Source organism: Salarchaeum sp. JOR-1, assembly GCF_007833275.1.
Lineage (GTDB): Archaea > Halobacteriota > Halobacteria > Halobacteriales > Halobacteriaceae > Salarchaeum.
Map to the genome: position 1 here is coordinate 1,145,104 of NZ_CP042241.1, position 20,613 is coordinate 1,165,716.

The window sequence follows — 20,613 nt, forward strand, 5'->3', positions numbered from 1 at the left end:
TCCCTCCCCCTCCCACGTGTATGAACGACACACCGACGGGAGCTGACGTACGCACGCCCGAAGAAGTCGAGAACGCAGAACAGGACGTCGTCACCGTCACGCCCGACGACGAACGCACCGGCCTCACGAACCGCCTCGACGCCCACACCGGCGACGGCATCCGCCACCGCGCCTTCACCTGCATGCTCTTCGACGAGGACGGCCGCGTTCTCCTCGCGCAGCGCGCGGCCCGCAAACGCCTCTGGGACACCTGCTGGGACGGCACCGTCGCCAGCCATCCCGTGGACGGCCAGAGCCAGACGGAAGCCACCCGGGAACGCCTCGACGAGGAGCTCGGGATTTCACCCGACCAGTACGACGACCTCGAAGTAACAGACCGATTCGAGTACAAGCGCTACTACATGAACGACGGCGTCGAGTGGGAGGTCTGCGCCGTCCTCCAGGCAACCCTCACCGACACCAGCATCGACCCAGACCCCGACGAGGTCGGCGGCGTCCTCTGGGCGGACTACGACGACCTCCACGAGAACCCCCGGCAGTACCGCCAGCTTGACCTCTGCCCCTGGTTCGAAATCGCGATGCGCCGCGACTTCGAGTAAGCTTTTCCACCCGCGCCCCTACGTGGGGTATGCTCGCCCTCGCCGGCGGCGTCTACGACGACGTGCTCGCGCACGCCCGCGAGGACGTCCCCCGCGAGGCCTGCGGCATCCTCGTCGGCACCACCGACGGCGACGCGGCGACCGCGACGGTCGCGCACCGCGTCCGGAACGTCGCCGACGCCCCCAACGTCGCGTACGAGATAGACCCCACCGAACAGCTCCGGGTGTTCGAGACCGCCGCCGACCACGACCGCGAAGTCGTCGGGTTCTACCACTCGCATCCCGCGGGCCCCGCCGCGATGAGCGACCGCGACCGCGAGACGGCCGCGTGGCCCGGCTATCGGTACCTCCTCGTGTCGCTCGCCGGCCGCCCGCCGTTCGTCGGCGCGTGGATGTGGACGGGCGACGACTTCGAGCGCGAGGCCGTCACAGTCCAAAACTGAGTAGTGTCCGCCCCTCCCTCCTCCAGTATGGTCGATACGTACGACGACCTCTCGGGACAGGTCGCGCTCGTCACCGGCGCGAACCGCGGGCTCGGCGCGGAAATCGCCCGCACGCTCGCGGAGAGGGGCGCGACCGTCTACGCCGGCTCCCGGAGTTCGCAGAACGACACTCCGGAAGACACCGAACGCGTCCTCCTCGACGTGACGCAGGAGGGCGACATCGAGGCCGCTGTGGACGGCATCTACTCCGAAGTCGGCCGCCTCGACATCCTCGTGAACAACGCGGGCGTCGGCGAGTTCGGGAACGACATCGTCGCGGAGCCAACCACGGAAATCGACCGCACGCTCGCGGTGAACCTCCGCGGGCCGATGGTGCTCTGCAAGCACGCCGTCCCGCTCCTCATCCAGAACGAGGGCGGGCGCGTCGTCAACGTCTCCTCCGGCATGGGCGCGCTCACCGACATGGACGGCTCCAGCCCCGCCTACCGGATCTCCAAGACGGGACTGAACGGCCTCACGGCCTACCTGCACGGCGAGTACAACGAGAACGGCCTGCTCGCGAACTCCGTCTGCCCCGGCTACGTCCAGACCGACATGGGCGGCGAGGACGCCGACCGCTCCGTCGAGACGGGCGCGGAGACGCCGGTGTGGCTCGCGTCGCTCGAACCCGACGGGCCGTCCGGTGCGTTCTGGCGGGACAAAGAACGCATCGACTGGTAGGCCGCGTTAGCGCCGCACCGCAGTCCAGACGCCCACCAGCGCGAACAGCACCGCGGGCACCATCGGGAGCGCGACGAGCGTGTCCATCCAGGGCAGTCCGAGCGGGCTGAGCGTCCCGCCGAGCAGTATCAGTCCCGGTATGACGAGCATGGAGACGACGAGCACCGCGATGATCGCCCAGGACTGTCGATCCGTGAGCGGTCGTTCGGCCTGTGCCTCCTGTGGTTCGTGCGCCATCAGTATTCGCTATCGGGTTTTACCACCACCTTCCCAAAGCCTTCGCGATTCTCCAGCAGTTCGTGCGCGCGCGCCGTCTCGCTTATCGGCAGCACCTCGCGGATGCGCGGCTCGAACGTCCCGTCCCAGACGTGCTGGAGGGCGTCGTCGGCCTCTCCGAGGGTCGCCATCGTCGATCCGATGACCTTGAGCTGGTTCCAGAAGATGCGGTTGATGTCAGTCTCCGGCCGCCCGCCGGTCGTCGCGCCGCACGTGACGACCCGGCCGCCCTTCGCGAGCGACTTCAGGCTGTCCTGCCACGTCGCCGCCCCGACGTGATCCACCACCACGTCGACGCCGCGCTTCCCCGTCAGCTCTCGGATCCGGCTCGCGAAGTCGTTCGCTTCGTAGTCGATCGTGTAGTCCGCACCGATCTCCTCGGCGTAATCGAGTTTCTCCTGGCTGGACGCGGTGGCGTACACCTCCGCGCCCGCGTGCTTCGCGACCTGCACGGCCGCGTGCCCGACGCCGCCGCTCGCGCCGAGCACGAGCACTTTCTCGCCCGGACTGACTTCGCCGCGCGTGAGCAGCATCCGCCACGCCGTCTGGAACACGAGCGGCGCGGCCGCCGCCGTCTCCCAGTCCACGTGCTCGGGGACGGGAACGAGGTTCTCCTCCGGAACTACCGTCTGCTCGGAGTGGACGCCGCGGACGTGCTCGCCGATGATGTGGAACGAGGAACACAGCGAGTGCTCGCCGTCCCGACAGAACTCGCACTCCCCGCAGCTCACGCCCGAGAGCAGCGCGACGCGGTCGCCCTCGGAGAAGCGCGTCACGTCCTCGCCGACCTCGGCGACGACGCCCGCGCAGTCGCTCCCCGGAATGTGCGGCATGTCGAGGTCGACTCCCGGCAGCCCCTTGCGCGTCCAGATGTCGAGGTGGTTCAGCGCGCCCGCCTTCACGTCCACCACGACCTCGCCCCGCCCCGCCTCGGGATCCGGGAACTCGCCGTACTCGATGACGTCCCTGCCGCCGTGCTCCGCAAACTGAACTGCCTTCATGCGTCGAGACTTCACGTCCTCGCCTCAAAACTCTATGGCACGTATTATCCCGCCGCCGCTCCCAGGGTGCGTATGGTCGACTTCCAGTCCCGCGACACCGACGACTCGGAACCGGCGGACGCCGAGGGCGAGCAGGGCGACGAGAGCCACGAACACGAGGGGCGCGAGCACGACCACAGCCACGAGCACGACCACAGCCACCACCACGACGCTGATATCGACGCGCTCGGCGTCGGCGTGGTAACGGTGTCGTCGTCGCGGAGTCTGGACGACGACCCGAGCGGGGACGCCATCGAGACGGCGTTCGAGAGCGAGGGCCACGAGGTCGTCACCCGCGAACTGGTACGAGACGACTACGACCGCGTGCAGGCGGTCGTGAACCGCCTCGTCGGCCGGGACGACGTGGACGCGGTCGTCACGACGGGCGGGACGGGCGTCACGCCGGACGACCGGACCGTCGAGGCGGTGCGCCCGCTCCTGGAAAAACGCCTTCCCGGATTCGGCGAACTGTTCCGCCGGCTCTCCTTCGACGACATCGGCACGCGCGTCGTCGGCACGCGCGCGCTCGCCGGCATCGCGGACGGCGTCCCGGTCTTCTGCCTCCCCGGGAGCGAGAACGCCGCGACGCTCGGCGCGCAAGACATCATCGTCCCCGAGGCCCCCCACCTCGCCGGGCTCTCCCAGCGCGCGGACGAGGCGGACGAGGAGTGACCGACAAACAGGCGATTCGCGAACGCGTCTGGGACGCACTCGACGAGGACGGCGTCGCGCGTTTCCCGTTCCCGCCGCACGGCCGCATCCCGAACTTCGCGGGCGCGGAGACCGCAGCCGACCGCCTCGCCGACACGGACGCCTGGCAGTCGGCGGCCGTGGTGAAGGCGAACCCGGACGCGCCCCAGCTTCCCGTGCGGCGGAGCGCGCTCCGCGACGGCAAAACCGTCTACATGGCCGTTCCACGGCTCAGGGACAAGGAGTGCTTCCTCGAACTCGACCCCGGCACTATCGACCCCGAGAACTACGACCGCGCGCCCGCGCTCTCGAATGTGGAGGCGTACGCCACCCAGGTCGGGCCGGCGGCCGTCCCGGAAATCGACCTCGTCGTGTCCGGGAGCGTCGCCGTCACCGAGGGCGGCGCGCGAATCGGGAAGGGCGAGGGGTACAGCGACCTCGAATACGCGATACTCCACGACCTCGGGCTGGTGGCGGCCGCTGGGAGCCACCGAACGGCGAGCGGTGAAACCGCGGGCACGACGGTCGCGACGACGGTGCACGAACGCCAGGTAGTCGAGGACGCGACGCCGGACGACCACGACGTGCCGCTGGATTTTGTGGTGACGCCCGAACGAACGATTGCGACGGAGACGCCGCACGAACGCCCCGCGGGCGTGGACTGGGACGCGCTGAGCGAGGAGCGAATCGCGGAGATACCGGTGCTGGAGCGCCTACAGCCGGACGAGCGTTTATAACCGAAGCCGGCGAACGTCGGGGTATGCCGCGGGAGGCCGAGTCCGTGCTCGCCGGACTCCTGGAGGAGCGCGAGACGACGCCAGCCTGCGCGATGTGTTCGAGCGACGCCGACTTCTTCCTCTACGAACCCGATCGGGTGCGGAAGTTCGTCTGCTGGGAGCACGTCAGCCCGTACGCTGCAGCCGTCGACGAACCCGGAGACGACCGCCCGACGGCGGTCAGAATCTAGTCCATCGGCGCCATCGTCGCCGTGAACACCGCGATTTCGCCGCTCTCGTTTCGCGCGCCGTGCGGGACGCCGGGTTCGTGGACGACGACACCGGGCGCGTCCACCGCTCGCTCCTCGTCGCCCTGCACGACGACGACCGTTCCCTCGACGACGTGGAACGCGTTCGTCTGTCCGGGATGGTCGTGCGGGCTGAGTTCGCCGCCCGGACCGAGCGCGAACGCCTTCACGAGCACGTCCTCGGAGTAGTACAGTTCACTGGTCGCTACCTCGCCCGCTTCGGGCGCGAAGTCGAGGTCGTGTACGTCCATACCGGCGCGTGGGAGCGGAGCTACTTAGGCTTCGACGCCCGCGAGCTCCTCCGCAACCAGGTCGGGGTCGAGGAGCTCGGTGTCGAGCGCGAGGTCGAGCTGTCCGCGGACGAACTCCGGAATCGTGTCGGGCGAGTACACCACGGTCTTCAGGCGGTCGTTCAGTTCGAGCGCGACCGACACCGCGGTCGATTCACCCACGTCCGTCAGCACTAACACGTCCGCGTCCGCGACGCCCGCGTCCTCCAGTTCCGCGGCGCTCCCGAGGCCGATGCGTTCGACCGAGACGCCCTGCGCGCCGAGGGCGTCACCGAGTCCGCGGTCGGGGCCGACGAGAATTGCATTCATACTACTCGGTGGGCGGCCGGCGGATAAGAATCTGACGAGCGTTCCCTTACTCGTACTCGATGGTCGCGGGCGGCTTGTGCGTCACGTCGTACACGACGCGACTCACGTCCTCGACCGTTCCCGTGATGCGGCTCTGGAGGCGCTGGAGCGTCTCCCAGTCGAGCTCCTGGGCGCGCGCGGTCATCCCGTCACGGCTTTCGACGGACCGAACGGCGACCACGTGACCGTGCACGCGATTGTCGCCCTTCACGCCGGTCGCTTTCCCGAGCACGGCCGCGAACGCCTGCCAGGGCTCGTACTCCTCCAGTTCGTCCTCGACGATGTGCGTCGCCTCGCGGGCGACCCGCACCTTCTCCCGCGTGACCTCGCCGACGACGCGCACGGCGAGTCCGGGGCCGGGGAACGGCATCCGTTCGCTGATGACCTCCTCGAGGCCGAGTTCGCGCGCGACGGAGCGCACCTCGTCCTTGTAGAGGTCGCGCAGCGGTTCGACGATGCCCTCGAAGTCCACGGCGTCGGGAAGGCCGCCGACGTTGTGGTGGCTCTTGATGTTCCCCTCGCTCTCGATGCGATCCGGGTAGATGGTGCCCTGCACGAGGTAGTCCGCGTCGGTCTCCCGCGCGACGGTCTCGAACTCCCGGATGAACTGCTCGCCGATGACCTTCCGCTTCTCCTCGGGGTCTGTCACGCCCTCCAGCGCGCCGAGGAAGCGGTCTGCGGCGTCGACGACGCGGAGGCTGTCCATGTACCCGAACACCTCCTCGATCTCCTCCGTCTCGCCCTTCCGCATCAATCCGGTGTCCACGTACACGGGCACGAGCTGCTCGCCGACGGCCTCGTACGCGAGCGCCGCCGCCGTCGAGGAGTCCACGCCGCCGGAGAGCGCGATGATGGCCGTGCTGTCGCCGAGCTCCTCCGCGATTTCGGTTTTCGCGTCCTCGATGAACTCGTCTACGTCCACCATCAGGCGGTCACCTCCGTCTCCGCGAGCACCGCCTGCAGTAGGCCGACGAACGGCGGGCTCGCGCGGCCGGGGCGGCTCCGGAACTCGGGGTGGAACTGCGTCCCGAGGAAGTACGGGTGCGAGTCGAGTTCGACGATCTCCATGCGGTTACCCGCGTGCCCGCTGAACGTCAAGCCGTCGCTCGTGAGGTCGTCGATGTACTCCGGGTTCACCTCGTAGCGGTGGCGGTGGCGTTCCGTGCAGCTCGTGTCGCCGTACACCTCGTGTGCGAGCGTTCCCGGTTCGATCTTGGTCTCGTGCGCGCCGAGCCGCATCGTCCCGCCGAGGTCTTCCATGTCGTACTGCTCGGGCAGCAGGTCGATGACCGGATACGGCGTGTCCTCCTCGATTTCGGCGGAGTGCGCGCCCGCCAGTCCGAGGACGTTCCGCGCGTACTCCACGACCGCGAGCTGGAAGCCCAGGCAGAGCCCGAGGAAGGGGACGCCGTTCTCGCGGGCGTACCGAACGGCTTCGAGTTTCCCTTCGATTCCGCGACTCCCGAACCCGCCGGGGACGACGACGCCGTCCGCGGATTCGAGGCGTTCGCGGTGGTCGTCGTTCATCTTCTCCGAGTCCACCCACTTCACGTTCACGTCCACGCGCTCGTGCAGGCCGGCGTGCTTGAGGGACTCGTGAATCGAGATGTAGGCGTCCTCGAGCGCGTACTTCCCGACGAGCGCGATGTCCACGTCGCCCTCGGTGTCCCGGGTGACGAGGTCGCGCCACTCCGTCGAGCGCTCGCCCGCGGGGAGCGCGTCGCCGTCGATGGCGAGCTCGCTCATCACGTACTCGTCGAGCCCTTCCTCTTCGAGCACCAGGGGGACGTGGTAGATGTCTTCTACGTCCGGGTTCGAGAACACGGCGTCGGTCGGCACGTCGCAGAACAGCGCGATCTTCTCCTTCACGCTCTCCTCCAGTCGCTCGGGGTTTCGCCCGACGAGAATGTCGGGCTGCAGGCCGATACTCCGCAGTTCCTTCACGGAGTGCTGGGTCGGCTTCGTCTTCTGCTCGCCGTTCTTCGAGTCCGGGACGAGCGTAACGTGCGCGAACAGGATGTCCTCGTCGTCCTGCTCGTGACTGAACTGCCGGAGCGCTTCGAGGTACGGCATCCCCTCGATGTCCCCGACGGTGCCGCCGATCTCGACGAGGCACACGTCGCTCCCCGCCGCGGCCTCGCGGATGCGGCGCTTGATGTCGTCGGTCACGTGCGGAATCACCTGCACGGTCTTCCCGAGGTAGTCACCGGCGCGCTCGCGCTCGATGACCTCCTGGTACACCTTCCCCGTGGTGACGTTGTGGTCGGAGGTCATGTCGGCGTCGAGGAAGCGCTCGTAGTTCCCCAGGTCGAGGTCGACCTCGCCGCCGTCCTTGAGCACGTACACCTCGCCGTGTTGGTACGGGTTCATCGTCCCGGCGTCGACGTTCAGGTAGGGGTCTACCTTGACGGCGGTCACGTCGAAACCGGCGTTCGAGAGAAGTCGTCCGAGACTCGCGGCCGTGATGCCCTTCCCCAGGCCGGACATCACGCCCCCGGTAACGAACACGAATTTGTCGCCCAGTGATGGGTCGTATCCGGTCTCCGTCGGCATACTGTCTGTCCGCAATCGTCGGTCTAAACCGTTTCGGAGACCGCGCGAATGGGGCGTGTTGACAGCCTACTCGGCGTCGCGCGGGATTCCCTGGAGTGTGTCGGAGCGGTCGTAGATGACGAACTGACCGGCGGACTCCGTGCGCTTCGCGATGGCGACGACGCGCGCGATGTACGTGCCGAGCAGGACGATGGGCGCGAGCGACGCGACGTGCACGCCGACGACCAGCCAGTGCGACTGCGGGAGCTGGTCGATGTGCAGGAGGACGAACGACATCACGACGATGGCGGGGAACGCGACGAGGAAGAGGTCGCGCGAGAGGTTCGCGAACTCCCGCCGGAAGTAGAGCGTCTTGAAGTACTCCCGGGTGGTCGCGAGGTACTGGAGGAGGTCGAGCATGTCGTCGATGGTCTCCTCGACGGACTCGGGGAGGTCGCCGTCTCCCTCCGAGCGCAGCCGCTGGAGGTCGTTCACCTGCCGCTCGTAGTCGTACGCGAGCGTCGCCAGCACCACGTCGAGCGGCCCCGCGGCCTCGTCGACCTTCGCGTTCAGGTCTGCGGTCGCGCGGCCGAGGTCGTCGAGGTAGGCGTCGAAGTCCTCCCGGAATTCGAGGTCGGTCGCGGGAATGCGCTCTTCGAGGTACTGCGCGCGCTCCACGATGTCGCCCGTGAGCACGCGGAGGAACGCGGCGGGCTGGCCGGGCACGTGGTCGAACTCCGTCACCTCCTCCAGGCGGTGGCGGAACTGGGAGACGGAGTGGATGCGGCCGAACTGCTCGCCGAGCGGGTTCTGCTCGCCCGAGACGAACAGGCTGTTCACGGAGACGACGATGGAGACGAGGAGGAAGTTCCCGCTCAACAGCGTCGTCACGAGCGGCACGACCGTCCGGTGTCGAGAGAGGGTCTGCCCGAGACCCCCCATTACCAGGTGGCCAACCGGCCCGAACAGCACGAACAGCAGGATGACCGCGATTGTCGTCACCGTCAGCCGGTTCCCCTGGTACACCAGCCACTCCGTCGCGCGCGCTTCCAGCGATACCATCACTCGGCGGTTGGGAGCGCACCCGGGTTAGTGGTTCGGGCCGACGCGACCCCAGCAGGTCACGCCGAGAGCGCGTCCACGAGGAATTCGCCGACCGCGTCGGCGACCCGGTCGGTCTTCCCGACGAAGAAGTGGTCGGCGGACAGTTCCACCACCGCCATTCCGTTCTCGCGGGCGCGGTCGACGACGGGCCGCCAGTCCGCCGTGGTGTCGCGAGCGCCGTACACGACCTGCGTCGGACACTTGATGTCGTCGAGCGCGTCCGCCGCGTTCAACCCGGATTCGAGTTCCGCCGTCGGCGCGAGCAGGCTCACGGCTCGGACGCCGATTTCGGGGGTCGCGGCGGCGAGCGCGGCTATCGCGCCGCCGAAACTGAACCCGAACACGCCCACATCGTCGTACGCGTCGGCGGCCCAGCGGAGGGCGTTCCGGGCGTCCTCGCGCTCGCCCCGCCCCTCGTCCCACGGCCCGTAGTCGAACCGGAGGCACGCGATGTCGCGCTCGGCCAGGTAGTCGCTGACGGCGGTGAGGCGTCCGTCGCCGCGGTGGCCGCGGTGCTGTGGGTGCGGCGGGCACGCGACCACGCACGCGTCCGCGGAGCGCGACCCGTCGAGCGTCGCTTCGACCCGGCGTACGCCCGGAACGAGTACTGTCTCTCCCATACGCGCACTCACGGCTTCACGGGGTTTAGCGGTAGTGTTCGCCGGCGAGAATTTTAAGCATGGAGGACGAACCGGCGGGTATGGGACTGCTCTCGCGACTCTCGTACGCCATCCGGTCGAAACTGAACGCGCTCGTCGGGCGGACGGAGAACCCGCAGGAGGCGCTCGACTACTCCTACGAGCGAATGCAGGACGAACGGCAGAACATCAGGGAAAGCCTCGCAGACCTCACCGCGCAGAAGAAACGCCTCGAAGCCCAGCGCTCGCGGCTGAACGAGAACGTGGAGAAACACGCGAAGCAGGCGGAGGAGGCGATGCGCCAGGACCGCGAGGATCTGGCGCGCCGCGCGCTGGAGAAGAAGCAGGCGAAGGTCCAGCAGATGAAGGAACTGGACGAGCAGATAGCACAACTGGAGCGCACGCAGGCGGACGTAGAGGAGAAAAAGGAGCAACTCGAACAACGCATCGAGGAGTTCCGGACGAAGAAGGAGACGATGAAAGCGCGCCACGACGCCGCAGAGGCTCAGAGCCGGGTGAACGAGGCGTTGACGGGCGTCGGCGGGGAGATGGGTGAGGTGAACCGGGCGGTCGAGCGCGCGACCGAGCGAACCGAGGAGATGGAGGCGCGCGCGGCCGCACTCGACGAACTCGAGGAACGGGGCGCGCTCGAAGCGACGACGGGCGAGGACGAGATAACGACCGAACTCCGCGCGGAGCGCAGCGAGAACGAGGTGGACGCCGAACTGGCGACGCTGCGCGAGGAGGTTCAGGGCGAGCGCGCTGTCACGGACGCCGAGAAGGACGCGGAATCGGAGGTCTCCGAGGACGAAGTGGAGGAGGAACTCGAATCGCTGCGCGAAGAGGACTCCTGAGCGAGCGATCGAACCGCCGACTCGTTCGTCCCCGAGACCACCGTCACCCGGTCGTCCGTCGTGTGGATGGCGGTGTAGAACCGCGGCGTCGTGTCCGTCGCGGGCACGGCGAGCAGTCCGCCTCGTTCAGTGGCGTTCCGTGCGTCCAGCAGTCCGCGCCACGCGGCCGCGAACGCCGCCGCTTCGCTCTCGTTCTGCCACGCCGTCCGCCAGTGCACGGCGTCCGCGTCGGCGTAGTACGTCATGCGGTCGTTCCGCCAGCCGAACGCCGCGCGCGCCGCCGCGGATTTCGCACGGCCGTTCGCGCGTAACGCGAGCCGAATCCCGAGTTCGCCCACGGTGTCGTACCGAACCGGGGTCAGACCACTCGTGCGCGGTGGGTCTGCGAGCGCCGGTTTCGTGTCGTTCACGCCGGGATGGAGGAGCGCGCGCGTCGTGTTCGGGGGCGCGCGGAGGACGGCGTTCCGTCCCGCAGGGGTGTCCGTCGTCGTGCGCACGTACTCGTAGCCGTAGTGGTAGTAGGCGGTCGAGAGCGCGACCTGCCAGCGCTCACGCGTCACGGCTCCGAGGTCTATCACCGGGCGCGGCGCGTTCGAGAGGTAGCGGTTCCGATAGCGGAGCGCAGTGACCTGTGCGTCGCCCTCGACGACGCCGCGCACGGCGAGCGCGCGGTCGGTGTCGAGCAACCCCGACGTGGCTATCCGAACGGCGGTGAAGCCGTACTGGTACTGGAGTGCGTGCGTGAGTTCGTGCGCAAACACCAGCTCTTGCGGGTAGCGGGCGACGTTCTCGCGCAGGACGATCCGGGGGCCAGCGTACGTCACGCCGAGCACGCTCCCCGACGCGACGGTTGCGTTCGTCTTGAGGCCGAGCGCGACCGCGCCCATCGGTTCGATGCCGAACAGCCTGTCTGGAACGTCGCGCTCGCCGGTCGGCGGTATCGTCGCCTCGCGGACGTGTATCGGGCCGGTGGCGTTCAGGCCGCGGCGGCGTTCGACGCGGTCGAGGACGCGCGGCCCGTCGTAGGGGAGCGTCGCGCCGTCGTACGCGAGCGGGCCGTCCGGGGCGGCGTCAGTCGTGGTCTCCGTCGGAGGCGATGTATCGCCGTCCGCCGTCGGCGTGCCCGTCGTGTCCGTCGTCGGAGCGGTACAGCCGGCGAGCACGAGGAGCGCGGTGACGGCGAGAACCCGCATTCGCATACGGGATGCTCTCGGGCGACCCCCATAAGGCCACCGTGGGCCGTCAGGAGTCGTCGGAGACGCCCGCCTGGTCGCCGCTTTTCGCCTCTCGCTCGCCCCAGTCGAGGTTCCGTGACCGATCGGTCTCGCGGAGGATGAACGGGCCGATGGAGAGCGTGCGTTTGGTGACGGTGGCGATGCGGAGGATGTAGGAGAGCAGGAACGCGAACGGCAGGAGTGCGACGGCGACGGCGGCGCTCACGACGAGCACGAGGGTGCGGATGCCGAAGACCGTCCCCGGGAACACGGCGGGTTCGAGGTAGAGGATGCCCGCAACACCCGTTACGAGCGCTGGAATGGACGCGTAAAGCATCATTCGGGAGAGGTTGATGAGCTCCCACTGGAAGTAGAGCGTCTTGAAGTGCTCGCGCGCGGGTCCGAACAGTTCGAGCGCGTCGATGAGTTCGTCGAACGCCGCGTCCGCGTCCTCGGTGAGGGCGTCCGCGTTCTCCGCCTGGATGCGACGGGCGGCGTAGAGCTTCCACGAGTAGTTGTAGTTCAACGCGGAGAACACGACGTCGAACTCGCCGAACTGGGAGCCTTCGAGGTTGCTGCGGACGGTGTCGGCGTTCCCCTCGACGTTCTCGACGAACGCCTCCACCTGCTCGTTCAAGCTCTCGTTGTCTATCTCCGCGATGGCGTCCTCGACGGCTTGAGCGCGGCGTTTCGTGAGCTTCACGAGCGACCGGAGGAACGCGGATGGCTGTGCGGGACTCACCGGTTCCTCGATGACGTCCTCGACGTCCCTCCTGAACGACATTGCGCCCTCCATGCGTTCGCGCTGGTCGCCCACGGGTCCCTGTTCCTGTGAGAGCACGAGCTGGCTCAGCGTGAGCACGAGCGTGACGCCCGTGATGATGGAGCCGAGTAAGCCCTGAAACAGCGTCTCTAGGGGGTCGGACTGGGCGAACAGCGCCGGGGTTCCGATGGGGTGGAACTGGCCGATGAGGGCCAGCGCGAGGAACACGACGCCGACGATGCCGAGCGCGACGAGCGAGCGGTTCGCGTTCAGGAGAAGCCAGAACTTCCGACTGCTCTCCGGCACCCGCTCGCGCATGGTGTCGCTCGGCCGGCTCTCATCGTCCGGTGCCATGGAGCTAGCTACAGCCCCTCCGGGCAAAGAGATAGTGGTTCTCCCGGTGTATCCGCCGACCGCGTCGGACGTGGCGAGCGCGGGACGGACGGCTAGCTCGCTGTGAGTCGGATTCCGAGCACGCTGGCGATTGCGGCGAACGCGGCGAGCGCGAGGAACAACGCGAACGGCGTGGCGTACGCGAGCAGGCCGCCCGCGACTGCCGCGCCGAGCGCGCCGACGCCGAACACGCCGAGGTACGTGAAGCCGTACGAGATGCCGCGGGTCTCGGGCGGCGAGTACTCCGCGACGAGCGCCTGGTACATCGGCTGGACGACGAACAGGAAGAACCCGAGTACCGCGCTCACCGCGAGCAGCGGTATCGCGCCGATGCCGGCGAGCGGCATGAACGCGACGGCGAGCACGGCGAGCACGCCGAACGCGATGGCGATGCCGCGCTCGGGCGGCATCCTGTCCGTGAGCCGGCCGCCCGCGTACTGCCCGAGCACGCCCACCGCCAGGAGGCCGGAGTAGACGTAGCGCGCGGGGTCGTCGATCCCCGACTCGGCGGCGAACGCCCGGACGAAGTCGAGGTCGGAGAGCAGTTCCGGGAGGAACGTGAGGACGCCGCGGTAGTAGAGCCCGCTCATCATCACGATGCCGAACACGAGGACGAACGCGCCCGCGAACAGCGTCTTCGAGGTGTCGAGGAACGTGCTCCACGACGAGGGCGGGCCGCTCGCCTTCCCGCCCGCCTCGTGCGCGGACTCGTCGACGGAGACGAGGAGGACGAGACCGGCGGCGAGGATGGCGGGGACGCCGAGGAGGACGACGACGGTTCGCCAGTCGAACGCCAGGAGGAGGAGGGTGGTCGCGAGCGGGCCGGCGGCGATGCCGACGTTCCCGGCGATGCCGTGGAAGGCGAGGCCGCGGCCGCGCTCGGTGACGCCCGTGCTGATGAGGGAGAGGCCGGCGGGGTGGTAGACGCTCGCCGCGACGCCCCAGCAAACGAGCGCGAGCGCGATGACGAGCACCGACGGTGCCACGCTCAGCGCGAGGAAGGACGCGCCCATCCCCGCGACGCACGCGGCGATGAGCGGTTTCGACCCGACGTGGTCGGCGAGCACGCCCGCGGGGAGCGCGCCCAACCCGAACAAGCCCATCCCGACCGTCACCACGAGCCCGAGTTCCGCCGTCGTCGTGGAGAACTCGGTGAGCCAGATGGTGACGAGGATGGGGATGGAGAGTTCGTAGGTGTGGACCAGGGCGTGCGCGAGCATCGCGACGCCGACGATGGCCCGGTCGTTCCGGTTCACGGACGGGAGAACACGGAGAACGGGGTTAAGTCTCGGGTTTCCGGTAGACGTTCGCGAGTTCGTGCGCGCCGAGCAGGACGCCGACGCTCGCGACGATGATGGCGACCTCGAAGGGGGTCGCGAGGAGGCCGAGTGAGACGATGAGCGTCGTCGCGCACGCGGGCGGGTGGACGGCGTCCAGCGCGAGCATCCCCCACGCCGTGAGCGCGACCGAGAGCGTCCCGCTCGCCGCGAGGCGCGCGCCCTCCACGGTCGCGGGCGCGAACCCCGCGGTGAGAACCGCGTGCCCGGCGAGCAGCGTGTACGCGAGGAATCCCGCCACCGCGCCGATCGCGTGCCCGCCGACGACGCGCCGTCGCGCGCCCTCGACGCCGCCGAACGCCAGCACGAACGCGGTCGGCCCGAGACTCGGGAACACGAACGGCTCGCCCGACAGCCACGCCAGTACGCCGAGGACGCAGAACAATCCGGCCGCGTGCACGCCCGTTACTAGCGTTCGAAGCACGGTCGACTGCGGCCGCTATGCGAGGAACGTCACGGCGCGCCGTTTCTGTTCTTCCTCGAGTTCAAGGTGCTCGCGGAACGACGAGAGCGCCACGCCGCCCCGCTCGCGCTCCTGTCGATCCCGAACGCTCACCGTCCCCGCGTCCTCCTCGTTTCCGCCGACGACGAGCATGTAGGGGACGTTGTCGTCGTGCGCCTGCTGGATCTTCCGCCCGACCGTCCACGAGCGGTCTTCGACTTCGACGCGGAAGTCGCCGAGGTCGCTCGCGACCTCGCGGGCGTACGGGATGTTGTCGTCCGTGACCGGGAGGACGCGCACCTGCTCGGGCGCGAGCCAGAGCGGGAACTGGCCCTTGAAGTGCTCGATGAGCACGCCCATGAAGCGCTCGAAGCTCCCGAGGAGCGCGCGGTGAATCATCACGGGATGGTGTTCCTCGTTGTCCTCGCCGATGTAGGTGAGGTCGAGGTTGCGGGGGATGTTGAAGTCCACCTGCACCGTCCCGATGGTCCACTCCCGGCCGAGCGCGTCCCGCGCGTTGATGCCGATTTTCGGGCCGTAGAACGCCGCTTCGCCCTCCTCGACGTCGTAGTCGAGATCCTCCTCGCGGAGGGCGTCGACGAGCGCGTCCGTCGCCTGCTCCCAGATGTCCGCCGACCCCATCGCGTCCTCGCCCCGGGTCTCCAGTTTGTAGAGGACTTCGAGCCCGAAGTGGCCGTAGATCTCCTCGATCGCCTGGAGGATGTCGAGGATCTCGCCCTCAATCTGGTCGGGGCGGACGAACGCGTGCCCGTCGTCCTGCGTCATCCCGCGCACCCGCAGGAGGCCGGAGAGCTCGCCCGACTGCTCGTTCCGGTAGACGTTCCCGAACTCCGAAAACCGCACGGGGAGGTCGCGGTAGGAGTGCGTGGACTCCGAGTAGATGTGGGCGTGGTTCGCGCAGTTCATCGGCTTCAGGCCGTACTCGGTGTCGTCTTGCTCCCACGCGAACATCTCGCCGTTCTCCGTGAACGTCTCGTAGTGCCCGGTCGGCTTCCAGAGCTCCGCCTTGTTCAACTCCGGCGTCCGAACCTCGTCGAACCCGAGGTCGTCGTTCTTCTCCCGCACGTAGTCCTCCAGCTGGCGGCGGATCGCCATCCCGTTCGGGTGGTAGTGCGGACAACCCGGGCTGTGCTCGGGCACCGAAAAGAGATCCATCTCCCGGCCGATCTTCCGGTGGTCGCGCTCCTTCGCCTCCTCGCGCATCTCCAGGAAGTCCTCCAGTTCGGACTCGCTGGGGAACGCGGTGCCGTGGACGCGCGTCAGCGTCTCCCTGTCCTCGTCGCCCCGCCAGTACGCCGCGGAGACGGAGAGGAGTTCGAAGCCGCCGATCTCGCCCGTCGAGTCGACGTGCGGGCCCTGACAGAGGTCGCGCCAGTCGCCCTGCTCGTAGAACGAGACGGGGTCTTCACCGTCGGCCTCCGTCTCCAGAATCTCCTGCTTGAACGCGTTGTCCTCGAAGAACTCGAACGCCTCCTCGCGGGGGACTTCGACGCGCTCGATGGGGTAGTCGGCCTCGACGATGTCCGCCATCTCCGCTTCGATATCGTCCAGGTCGGACTCCTCCAGGTCGACGTTCGCCACGTCGTAGTAGAACCCCTCGTCGGTGGAGGGGCCGATGGTGAGTTTCGCCTCGGGGTGGAGGCGCTGGAGGGCCTGCGCGAACACGTGGGCGGCGGAGTGCCGGAGCACGTCGAGATACTCCTCCGAGGAGTCGGTGACGATCTCGATGCGGCAGTCCTCGTAAAGTGGTTCCTCCTTCGCGACGAGGTCGCCGTCCACGACGCCGGCGACGGTGTCGCGGCCGAGGCCTTCGCCGATTCGATACGCGACGTCCTCGACCGTCTCCCCGGACTCGGCGTCGAGTTCCGAGCCGTCGGGGAGCGTGACGGTGATGGTGCTCATGCTCCGAGATAACCGCTGTCGCCGCAATAAGTGTGTTGAGAGCAAGCGGAGCGAGGCGGCTCTGCGACCGCGCTCCCGACGAGACGCGGTCGGCAACAACGTTCAAACCGCGTCCGACCCCAGAACCGTGCATATGGGTTGGCGCATCTACGCGCTCATCTTCGTCGCGGGGCTCATCACCGCGGTCGGCACGGGTATCGGCACTATTCCCCTCTTCTGGGCGGACGACGTCAACGACCGACTCGACGTCGGCCTCTGGGGGCTCGCGGGCGGCCTGATGGCGTCCGCCTCCATCTTCGGTCTCGGATACGAGATGTACCGGCATCCCGGCGACACCTGGATCGGGCTCGTGGGCGTTCTCGGTGGCGTCCTGCTCGTGGTTCTCGCGCACAACGTCATCGAACGACTCGACTTCGATTACGACGCCCACGACATCGCGGAGGGAGACCTCCAGACCGTGGTCTCGGTGTTCCTCGTCCTCCTCGTTCACTCGTTCCCGGAAGGGCTCGCCATCGGCGTCGCGTTCGCCCACCTCCCGACGTCGAACACGCTCGCGTTCTGGGGGTTCACCATCCCCCTGCTCGCCGTCGTGATGACCGTCACCATCGCCATCCACAACATGCCGGAGGGAGTCGCTATCGGCGTCCCGCTCACGGGCGAAGAGGGCGTCGGGAACGCCCGAATGTTCGGCGCCGCGGTCTTCTCGAGCCTCCCGCAGCCGATCGGCGCGGTCGTCGCGTACTATTTCCTCCAGTTCGCCCAGCAGTTCCTCGAGTTCGGGTACGGGTTCGCCGCGGGCGCGATGCTCTACCTCGTCGTTCAGGACATCATCCCCGAGGGCCTCGAGGCCGGCGAGAGCCTCGAACGCCCGAAGCGCGTGCTCGCAGCGGGCGGCATCCTCGGCTTCCTCGGGTTCGCGCCGCTCGTCTTCTTCCTCTAGTCGGCGCGTCGCGCGGCGGTGCCGGGACGGGTGGCGGCGTCGAGGTCGACGTAGCCGCCCGGCATCTCCACGCCCTCGTAGGGGTCGTCGGCGAGGAGGAGGCTGCCGTCGAGGTCGGCGTAGTCCAGCAGCGGCGCGAGGTGGCAGGCCGCGGCGATTGCGGCGTTCGTCTCGACCATGCAGCCGAGCATCACCTCGAGGCCCTGGGCGCGGGCGGCGTGAATCATCCGCTTCGCCTCCCGCAGACCGCCGCACTTCATGAGTTTGATGTTCGCGATGTCCGCGCGGCCCGCGAGGGCGGGCACGTCCGCGAGCGTGACGCAGGACTCGTCCGCTGCAATCGGGAGCGCGCTGCGCTCGTACACGAACTCGAGGCCCTCGGGGTTCTCCGCGGGCACCGGCTGTTCGACGAACTCCACGCCGTACTCGGCGAGCCAGTCAGTGTTCGCGACGGCCTCGCGGGGCGTCCACGCCTCGTTCGCGTCCACGCGGATAGTCGCGTCCGGCGCGGCGTCCCGCACCGTCTCGACGATTTCGCGGTCGCGGGGCGTTCCGAGCTTCACCTTCAGCGTCCCGTAGCCCGCCGCGACGGCCTCCCGGGTCTTCTCGCGCATCGCCTCGGTGTCGTCCAATCCGATGGTGAACGACGAGGTGACGGACTGCTCGGGGTCGAGCCCCCAGTACCGGTAGAGTGGGAGGCCCGCGCGTTTCGCGGCGAGGTCGTGGAGCGCGATACTCACCGCGCACCGCGCCGCCGGATTCCCCGAGACCGTCTCCCGCAGTCCCGTCTCGATTCGGGCGAGCGCGTGCGGGTCGCCAACCGCCTCCACGACCCCGAGGAGGTCGGGGAGGACGGCTTCGACGGTGTCGGCGGTCTCGCCGTAGTGCGCGGACGGCGCGGCCGCCCCCACGCCCGCGTTCCCCTCGTCGTCTTCGACGCGGACGACGACGTTCTCCGCGGTCGCCGTCGTGCCGCGCGCGATAGTGAACGCGTGTTCGAGCGGGAGGCTCACCCGGTCGAACTCCGTCGAGAGCGTCATAGGATGTCCTCCAACACCTCGTCCATGCCGAAGCGAACCGGGTCGGTCGCGGGAACGTCGATGGTGTCGGCGTACGATTCGACGGCCTCGCGGGCCGCGTCGTCGGCCTCGACCTCGCGCGTGTTCAGCGCCCCGGCGACGACCTCGGTCTCGTGGACGGGCGCGGCGAGCGACTCGTAGAGCGAGACGTACTCGGGGAGCGCCGGGAGGTCTTGGTCGTAGCCGTGGACGGAACCGCGGCCGTGCTCGTGGCAGAGAACCAACTTGTCCGCCATCGACCCGTGGAGGATGCCGCACGTCACGGCCGAGTACGCGGGATGGACGATACTCCCCTGCCCCTCGACGAACACCACGTCGTGGTCGTCGCCGACCTCCAGAATCATCTCCTCCACCGCGCCCGCGGTGAAGTCCGACACCACGCGGTCGATCGGGTTCCCCCAGCCGGCGATCATGATACCGGTCTGGCCGGTCGGGACGAACGCCGCGTCGTACCCCGCGTCCTCCGCGGCCGCGACGAGTTCGAGCGTCGCCGTCATCTTCCCGACCGAGCAGTCGGTACCGACGGTGAGCACGACCTCCGCGCTCACCTCGTCCGCGACGCCGTCCGCGACGGTGAGGTCGGGCGACGGCTTGCGGACGTCCCAGAGTTCGCCGCCGTGCTCTGCCGCGAGAGCCGCGAACTCGTCGTCCTCCGCGAGGAAGTAATGGAGCCCCGAAATCACTTCGAGGCCGCGTTCGAGCGCGTTCCGGACGTCCGGCCGCCAGGACTCGTCGAACCCGCCGCCGATGGGCGCGATGCCGATGAGCAGGCCGTCGACGGGGTCGTCCACGTCGCTCATCGACGCGACGATGGGGGCGTCCGGCACGCCTTCCAGGACGTCGTTCACGCGCTTGCCGGCGTTGTCGCGGTCGACGACGGCCACGACCTCGTGGTCGCCGTACCGCAGGACGCCGACCGCGGTCTTCGCGCTGTCGGGAAACTTCTCGTGTGCGAGGAGTGCGATACGCATACCCGCCACATGGACACCACCCGTCCTAAATCAACCGGAGGCGAACGGTCCAGAAATCACGGAACGCCTCCGAGAGCGCGTCCTCGGGGTCGCCGGTCGCGTCCGACGACGCGGTTTCGTCCGCGTCGGATTCGAACTCCGGGAGGAGCGTGCGCTCTCCGACGACGTAGAGGGTGTCGCTGTCGAGCGCGTCGAGCGCGTTCTCGCACTTCTCGAGGTGCTCGGCGACCTGTTCGTCGCGGCGGCGCTCGAACCGGCCTTGACTGAATCCGCCCTTCGAGTGCTTGCCCTTCACGTCGCTCTCGAACCCCTCGAAGTCGACGCGCTCGCGGCCGTCGTACGTCCCGAGCGCGAACAGGTCCGCGCGAACGACCGCCAGCGCGAACTCGCCCGTCGGCTCGAACCACTCCCGTTCGACCTCGAAGCCGTCGCTCCACGCGTCGAACTCGTCCGGTGCCACCGGCGGGCGGAGCGTCGCGCTCACCACGCCGTCAGCGTCCCGGACGGCGAGGCAGGGGCTCGCGCGCTCCACGAGCGCCGCGCGCTCCCCGAACGCGTCGCTCACGGACGCGGGAACGCGGTCGTCGACCATCGCGGTCAGCGCGCCCTCGCCGGGCGCGTCGACGGTTTCGAGCCGCGTGAGCAGGCGGTCGAGACGCTCCCCGAACACGTCGGCGTCGCCGCGGAAGTCGAGTTCCTCCTCGACGGTCTCCGCGCGCTCCGCGCGGTCACGGAGCTCCTCGATGCGGTCTTCCAGCCTGTTGACTTCCTCCTCGGCCTCCTGTTTCGCCGCGACCGCGTCCCGGCGCCGTTCGCTCTCGGCGTCCAGTTGCGCCTGCAGGCTCTCGACGTCGTCTTCGAGTTCCTCGATGCGTTTTTTCAGGTGTGCGCGCCCGAGGAGTCTGTCCAGCATCGACCGGAGGACCGCCCGCTGGCCGGAAAAACGTAGCGGATGGGCTGACAGGCAGCCCTCGGTTGTGGGGGGCGCGGCGG

24 protein-coding genes are annotated in these 20,613 nt (G+C 68.6%); 8 read left to right on the plus strand and 16 right to left on the minus strand.

Translation table 11 applies throughout. The features are described 5' to 3' along the window. The first annotated feature begins 20 nt into the window (after window positions 1-20). Genes idi through FQU85_RS07100 form a run of 3 tightly spaced genes read left to right on the plus strand, consistent with a single transcriptional unit; the run spans window position 21 to window position 1,762 of the window. Window positions 21-599, plus strand: coding sequence for an isopentenyl-diphosphate Delta-isomerase (idi, locus tag FQU85_RS07090; RefSeq protein ID WP_145846210.1), 579 nt, complete (start codon window positions 21-23; stop codon window positions 597-599). 29 nt (window positions 600-628) lie between these two features. Next, the gene (locus FQU85_RS07095) at window positions 629-1,042 is read left to right on the plus strand and encodes a desampylase (RefSeq protein WP_145846213.1); all 414 of its coding nucleotides are present in this window, start codon (window positions 629-631) and stop codon (window positions 1,040-1,042) included. 27 nt (window positions 1,043-1,069) lie between these two features. Then, the gene (locus tag FQU85_RS07100; protein ID WP_145846217.1) at window positions 1,070-1,762 is read left to right on the plus strand and encodes an SDR family NAD(P)-dependent oxidoreductase; all 693 of its coding nucleotides are present in this window, start codon (window positions 1,070-1,072) and stop codon (window positions 1,760-1,762) included. Between the two features lie 6 nt (window positions 1,763-1,768). Here FQU85_RS07100 and FQU85_RS07105 read toward each other — a convergent pair whose 3' ends face one another. After that, window positions 1,769-1,999 (minus strand): hypothetical protein, encoded by a 231-nt coding sequence (locus FQU85_RS07105; protein WP_145846221.1) that lies wholly within the window; start codon window positions 1,997-1,999, stop codon window positions 1,769-1,771. Further along, window positions 1,999-3,039, minus strand: coding sequence for a zinc-binding dehydrogenase (locus FQU85_RS07110; protein ID WP_145846223.1), 1,041 nt, complete (start codon window positions 3,037-3,039; stop codon window positions 1,999-2,001). Before FQU85_RS07110 ends, FQU85_RS07105 begins: the two co-directional genes overlap by 1 nt. Window positions 3,040-3,111: 72 nt before the next feature. Between FQU85_RS07110 and FQU85_RS07115 the strand changes: the two genes are divergently transcribed. The 3 genes from FQU85_RS07115 to FQU85_RS07125 are packed head-to-tail and all read left to right on the plus strand — an operon-like array spanning window position 3,112 to window position 4,735. Further along, window positions 3,112-3,750: a molybdenum cofactor biosynthesis protein B gene (locus tag FQU85_RS07115; protein ID WP_145846225.1), complete on the plus strand. Its 639-nt coding sequence runs from the start codon at window positions 3,112-3,114 to the stop codon at window positions 3,748-3,750. Next, window positions 3,747-4,505 (plus strand): 5-formyltetrahydrofolate cyclo-ligase, encoded by a 759-nt coding sequence (locus tag FQU85_RS07120; protein WP_145846228.1) that lies wholly within the window; start codon window positions 3,747-3,749, stop codon window positions 4,503-4,505. Before FQU85_RS07115 ends, FQU85_RS07120 begins: the two co-directional genes overlap by 4 nt. A gap of 23 nt (window positions 4,506-4,528) precedes the next feature. Continuing rightward, on the plus strand, window positions 4,529-4,735 hold the full coding sequence (locus FQU85_RS07125; protein WP_145846232.1) for a hypothetical protein: 207 nt from the start codon (window positions 4,529-4,531) through the stop codon (window positions 4,733-4,735). Here the strand turns inward: FQU85_RS07125 and FQU85_RS07130 are convergent. From FQU85_RS07130 to FQU85_RS07155, 6 genes are all read right to left on the minus strand, one after another. Next, the gene (locus FQU85_RS07130) at window positions 4,732-5,043 is read right to left on the minus strand and encodes a cupin domain-containing protein (RefSeq protein ID WP_145846237.1); all 312 of its coding nucleotides are present in this window, start codon (window positions 5,041-5,043) and stop codon (window positions 4,732-4,734) included. The two genes, FQU85_RS07125 and FQU85_RS07130, sit on opposite strands and share 4 nt — an antisense overlap. Before the next feature lie 24 nt (window positions 5,044-5,067). Next, window positions 5,068-5,391, minus strand: a complete 324-nt coding sequence (locus FQU85_RS07135; RefSeq protein ID WP_145846242.1) for a CTP synthetase — start codon at window positions 5,389-5,391, stop codon at window positions 5,068-5,070. A 46-nt stretch (window positions 5,392-5,437) separates the two neighbouring features. After that, the gene (gene guaA, locus FQU85_RS07140; RefSeq protein WP_145846248.1) at window positions 5,438-6,355 is read right to left on the minus strand and encodes a glutamine-hydrolyzing GMP synthase; all 918 of its coding nucleotides are present in this window, start codon (window positions 6,353-6,355) and stop codon (window positions 5,438-5,440) included. Then, on the minus strand, window positions 6,355-7,983 hold the full coding sequence (locus FQU85_RS07145) for a CTP synthase (protein WP_145846251.1): 1,629 nt from the start codon (window positions 7,981-7,983) through the stop codon (window positions 6,355-6,357). Before FQU85_RS07145 ends, guaA begins: the two co-directional genes overlap by 1 nt. A gap of 66 nt (window positions 7,984-8,049) precedes the next feature. Beyond that, window positions 8,050-9,024, minus strand: coding sequence for a hypothetical protein (locus tag FQU85_RS07150; RefSeq protein ID WP_145846255.1), 975 nt, complete (start codon window positions 9,022-9,024; stop codon window positions 8,050-8,052). Window positions 9,025-9,083: 59 nt separating this feature from the next. Next, window positions 9,084-9,686, minus strand: a complete 603-nt coding sequence (locus tag FQU85_RS07155; protein WP_145846257.1) for a dienelactone hydrolase family protein — start codon at window positions 9,684-9,686, stop codon at window positions 9,084-9,086. 80 nt (window positions 9,687-9,766) lie between these two features. On the opposite strand from FQU85_RS07155, the gene FQU85_RS07160 reads away from it, so the two are divergent. Further along, entirely contained in the window at window positions 9,767-10,558 is a 792-nt protein-coding gene (locus tag FQU85_RS07160) for a PspA/IM30 family protein (RefSeq protein ID WP_145846260.1), read from the plus strand. Here FQU85_RS07160 and FQU85_RS07165 read toward each other — a convergent pair. The 5 genes from FQU85_RS07165 to thrS all read right to left on the minus strand — a co-directional run bounded on the left by FQU85_RS07165 (window position 10,453) and on the right by thrS (window position 16,630). Next, entirely contained in the window at window positions 10,453-11,757 is a 1,305-nt protein-coding gene (locus tag FQU85_RS07165) for a hypothetical protein (RefSeq protein ID WP_145846262.1), read from the minus strand. The two genes, FQU85_RS07160 and FQU85_RS07165, sit on opposite strands and share 106 nt — an antisense overlap. A gap of 43 nt (window positions 11,758-11,800) precedes the next feature. After that, window positions 11,801-12,889, minus strand: a complete 1,089-nt coding sequence (locus FQU85_RS07170) for a hypothetical protein (protein WP_145846265.1) — start codon at window positions 12,887-12,889, stop codon at window positions 11,801-11,803. A 92-nt stretch (window positions 12,890-12,981) separates the two neighbouring features. Beyond that, the gene (locus tag FQU85_RS07175) at window positions 12,982-14,184 is read right to left on the minus strand and encodes an MFS transporter (protein WP_145846267.1); all 1,203 of its coding nucleotides are present in this window, start codon (window positions 14,182-14,184) and stop codon (window positions 12,982-12,984) included. 25 nt (window positions 14,185-14,209) lie between these two features. Beyond that, window positions 14,210-14,689 (minus strand): HPP family protein, encoded by a 480-nt coding sequence (locus FQU85_RS07180; protein WP_145846272.1) that lies wholly within the window; start codon window positions 14,687-14,689, stop codon window positions 14,210-14,212. Window positions 14,690-14,704: 15 nt separating this feature from the next. Further along, a complete protein-coding gene (thrS, locus tag FQU85_RS07185; protein ID WP_145846275.1) occupies window positions 14,705-16,630 on the minus strand; it encodes a threonine--tRNA ligase in 1,926 nt (641 codons plus the stop codon). A 133-nt stretch (window positions 16,631-16,763) separates the two neighbouring features. Between thrS and FQU85_RS07190 the strand changes: the two genes are divergently transcribed. After that, window positions 16,764-17,570: a ZIP family metal transporter gene (locus tag FQU85_RS07190; RefSeq protein ID WP_145846278.1), complete on the plus strand. Its 807-nt coding sequence runs from the start codon at window positions 16,764-16,766 to the stop codon at window positions 17,568-17,570. Here FQU85_RS07190 and FQU85_RS07195 read toward each other — a convergent pair. The 3 genes from FQU85_RS07195 to FQU85_RS07205 are packed head-to-tail and all read right to left on the minus strand — an operon-like array spanning window position 17,567 to window position 20,533. Then, window positions 17,567-18,610, minus strand: coding sequence for a dipeptide epimerase (locus FQU85_RS07195; protein WP_145846282.1), 1,044 nt, complete (start codon window positions 18,608-18,610; stop codon window positions 17,567-17,569). The genes FQU85_RS07190 and FQU85_RS07195 overlap by 4 nt on opposite strands. Continuing rightward, the gene (locus FQU85_RS07200; protein WP_145846286.1) at window positions 18,607-19,620 is read right to left on the minus strand and encodes a DUF1611 domain-containing protein; all 1,014 of its coding nucleotides are present in this window, start codon (window positions 19,618-19,620) and stop codon (window positions 18,607-18,609) included. The genes FQU85_RS07195 and FQU85_RS07200 overlap by 4 nt, the downstream gene beginning before the upstream one ends. A gap of 25 nt (window positions 19,621-19,645) precedes the next feature. Then, window positions 19,646-20,533, minus strand: a complete 888-nt coding sequence (locus FQU85_RS07205; RefSeq protein ID WP_145846289.1) for a Vms1/Ankzf1 family peptidyl-tRNA hydrolase — start codon at window positions 20,531-20,533, stop codon at window positions 19,646-19,648. Window positions 20,534-20,613 lie beyond the last annotated feature (80 nt).

Excerpts from the sequence above, each read along its gene's own strand:
- idi (WP_145846210.1), top strand. The coding sequence starts at position 21 with ATGAACGACACACCGACGGGAGCTGACGTACGCACGCCCGAAGAAGTC.
- FQU85_RS07095 (WP_145846213.1), top strand. The coding sequence starts at position 629 with ATGCTCGCCCTCGCCGGCGGCGTCTACGACGACGTGCTCGCGCACGCC.
- FQU85_RS07100 (WP_145846217.1), top strand. The coding sequence starts at position 1,070 with ATGGTCGATACGTACGACGACCTCTCGGGACAGGTCGCGCTCGTCACC.
- FQU85_RS07105 (WP_145846221.1), bottom strand. The coding sequence starts at position 1,999 with ATGGCGCACGAACCACAGGAGGCACAGGCCGAACGACCGCTCACGGAT.
- FQU85_RS07110 (WP_145846223.1), bottom strand. The coding sequence starts at position 3,039 with ATGAAGGCAGTTCAGTTTGCGGAGCACGGCGGCAGGGACGTCATCGAG.
- FQU85_RS07115 (WP_145846225.1), top strand. The coding sequence starts at position 3,112 with ATGGTCGACTTCCAGTCCCGCGACACCGACGACTCGGAACCGGCGGAC.
- FQU85_RS07125 (WP_145846232.1), top strand. The coding sequence starts at position 4,529 with ATGCCGCGGGAGGCCGAGTCCGTGCTCGCCGGACTCCTGGAGGAGCGC.
- FQU85_RS07130 (WP_145846237.1), bottom strand. The coding sequence starts at position 5,043 with ATGGACGTACACGACCTCGACTTCGCGCCCGAAGCGGGCGAGGTAGCG.
- FQU85_RS07135 (WP_145846242.1), bottom strand. The coding sequence starts at position 5,391 with ATGAATGCAATTCTCGTCGGCCCCGACCGCGGACTCGGTGACGCCCTC.
- guaA (WP_145846248.1), bottom strand. The coding sequence starts at position 6,355 with ATGGTGGACGTAGACGAGTTCATCGAGGACGCGAAAACCGAAATCGCG.
- FQU85_RS07145 (WP_145846251.1), bottom strand. The coding sequence starts at position 7,983 with ATGCCGACGGAGACCGGATACGACCCATCACTGGGCGACAAATTCGTG.
- FQU85_RS07150 (WP_145846255.1), bottom strand. The coding sequence starts at position 9,024 with ATGGTATCGCTGGAAGCGCGCGCGACGGAGTGGCTGGTGTACCAGGGG.
- FQU85_RS07155 (WP_145846257.1), bottom strand. The coding sequence starts at position 9,686 with ATGGGAGAGACAGTACTCGTTCCGGGCGTACGCCGGGTCGAAGCGACG.
- FQU85_RS07160 (WP_145846260.1), top strand. The coding sequence starts at position 9,767 with ATGGGACTGCTCTCGCGACTCTCGTACGCCATCCGGTCGAAACTGAAC.
- FQU85_RS07165 (WP_145846262.1), bottom strand. The coding sequence starts at position 11,757 with ATGCGAATGCGGGTTCTCGCCGTCACCGCGCTCCTCGTGCTCGCCGGC.
- FQU85_RS07170 (WP_145846265.1), bottom strand. The coding sequence starts at position 12,889 with ATGGCACCGGACGATGAGAGCCGGCCGAGCGACACCATGCGCGAGCGG.
- thrS (WP_145846275.1), bottom strand. The coding sequence starts at position 16,630 with ATGAGCACCATCACCGTCACGCTCCCCGACGGCTCGGAACTCGACGCC.
- FQU85_RS07190 (WP_145846278.1), top strand. The coding sequence starts at position 16,764 with ATGGGTTGGCGCATCTACGCGCTCATCTTCGTCGCGGGGCTCATCACC.
- FQU85_RS07195 (WP_145846282.1), bottom strand. The coding sequence starts at position 18,610 with ATGACGCTCTCGACGGAGTTCGACCGGGTGAGCCTCCCGCTCGAACAC.
- FQU85_RS07200 (WP_145846286.1), bottom strand. The coding sequence starts at position 19,620 with ATGCGTATCGCACTCCTCGCACACGAGAAGTTTCCCGACAGCGCGAAG.
- FQU85_RS07205 (WP_145846289.1), bottom strand. The coding sequence starts at position 20,533 with ATGCTGGACAGACTCCTCGGGCGCGCACACCTGAAAAAACGCATCGAG.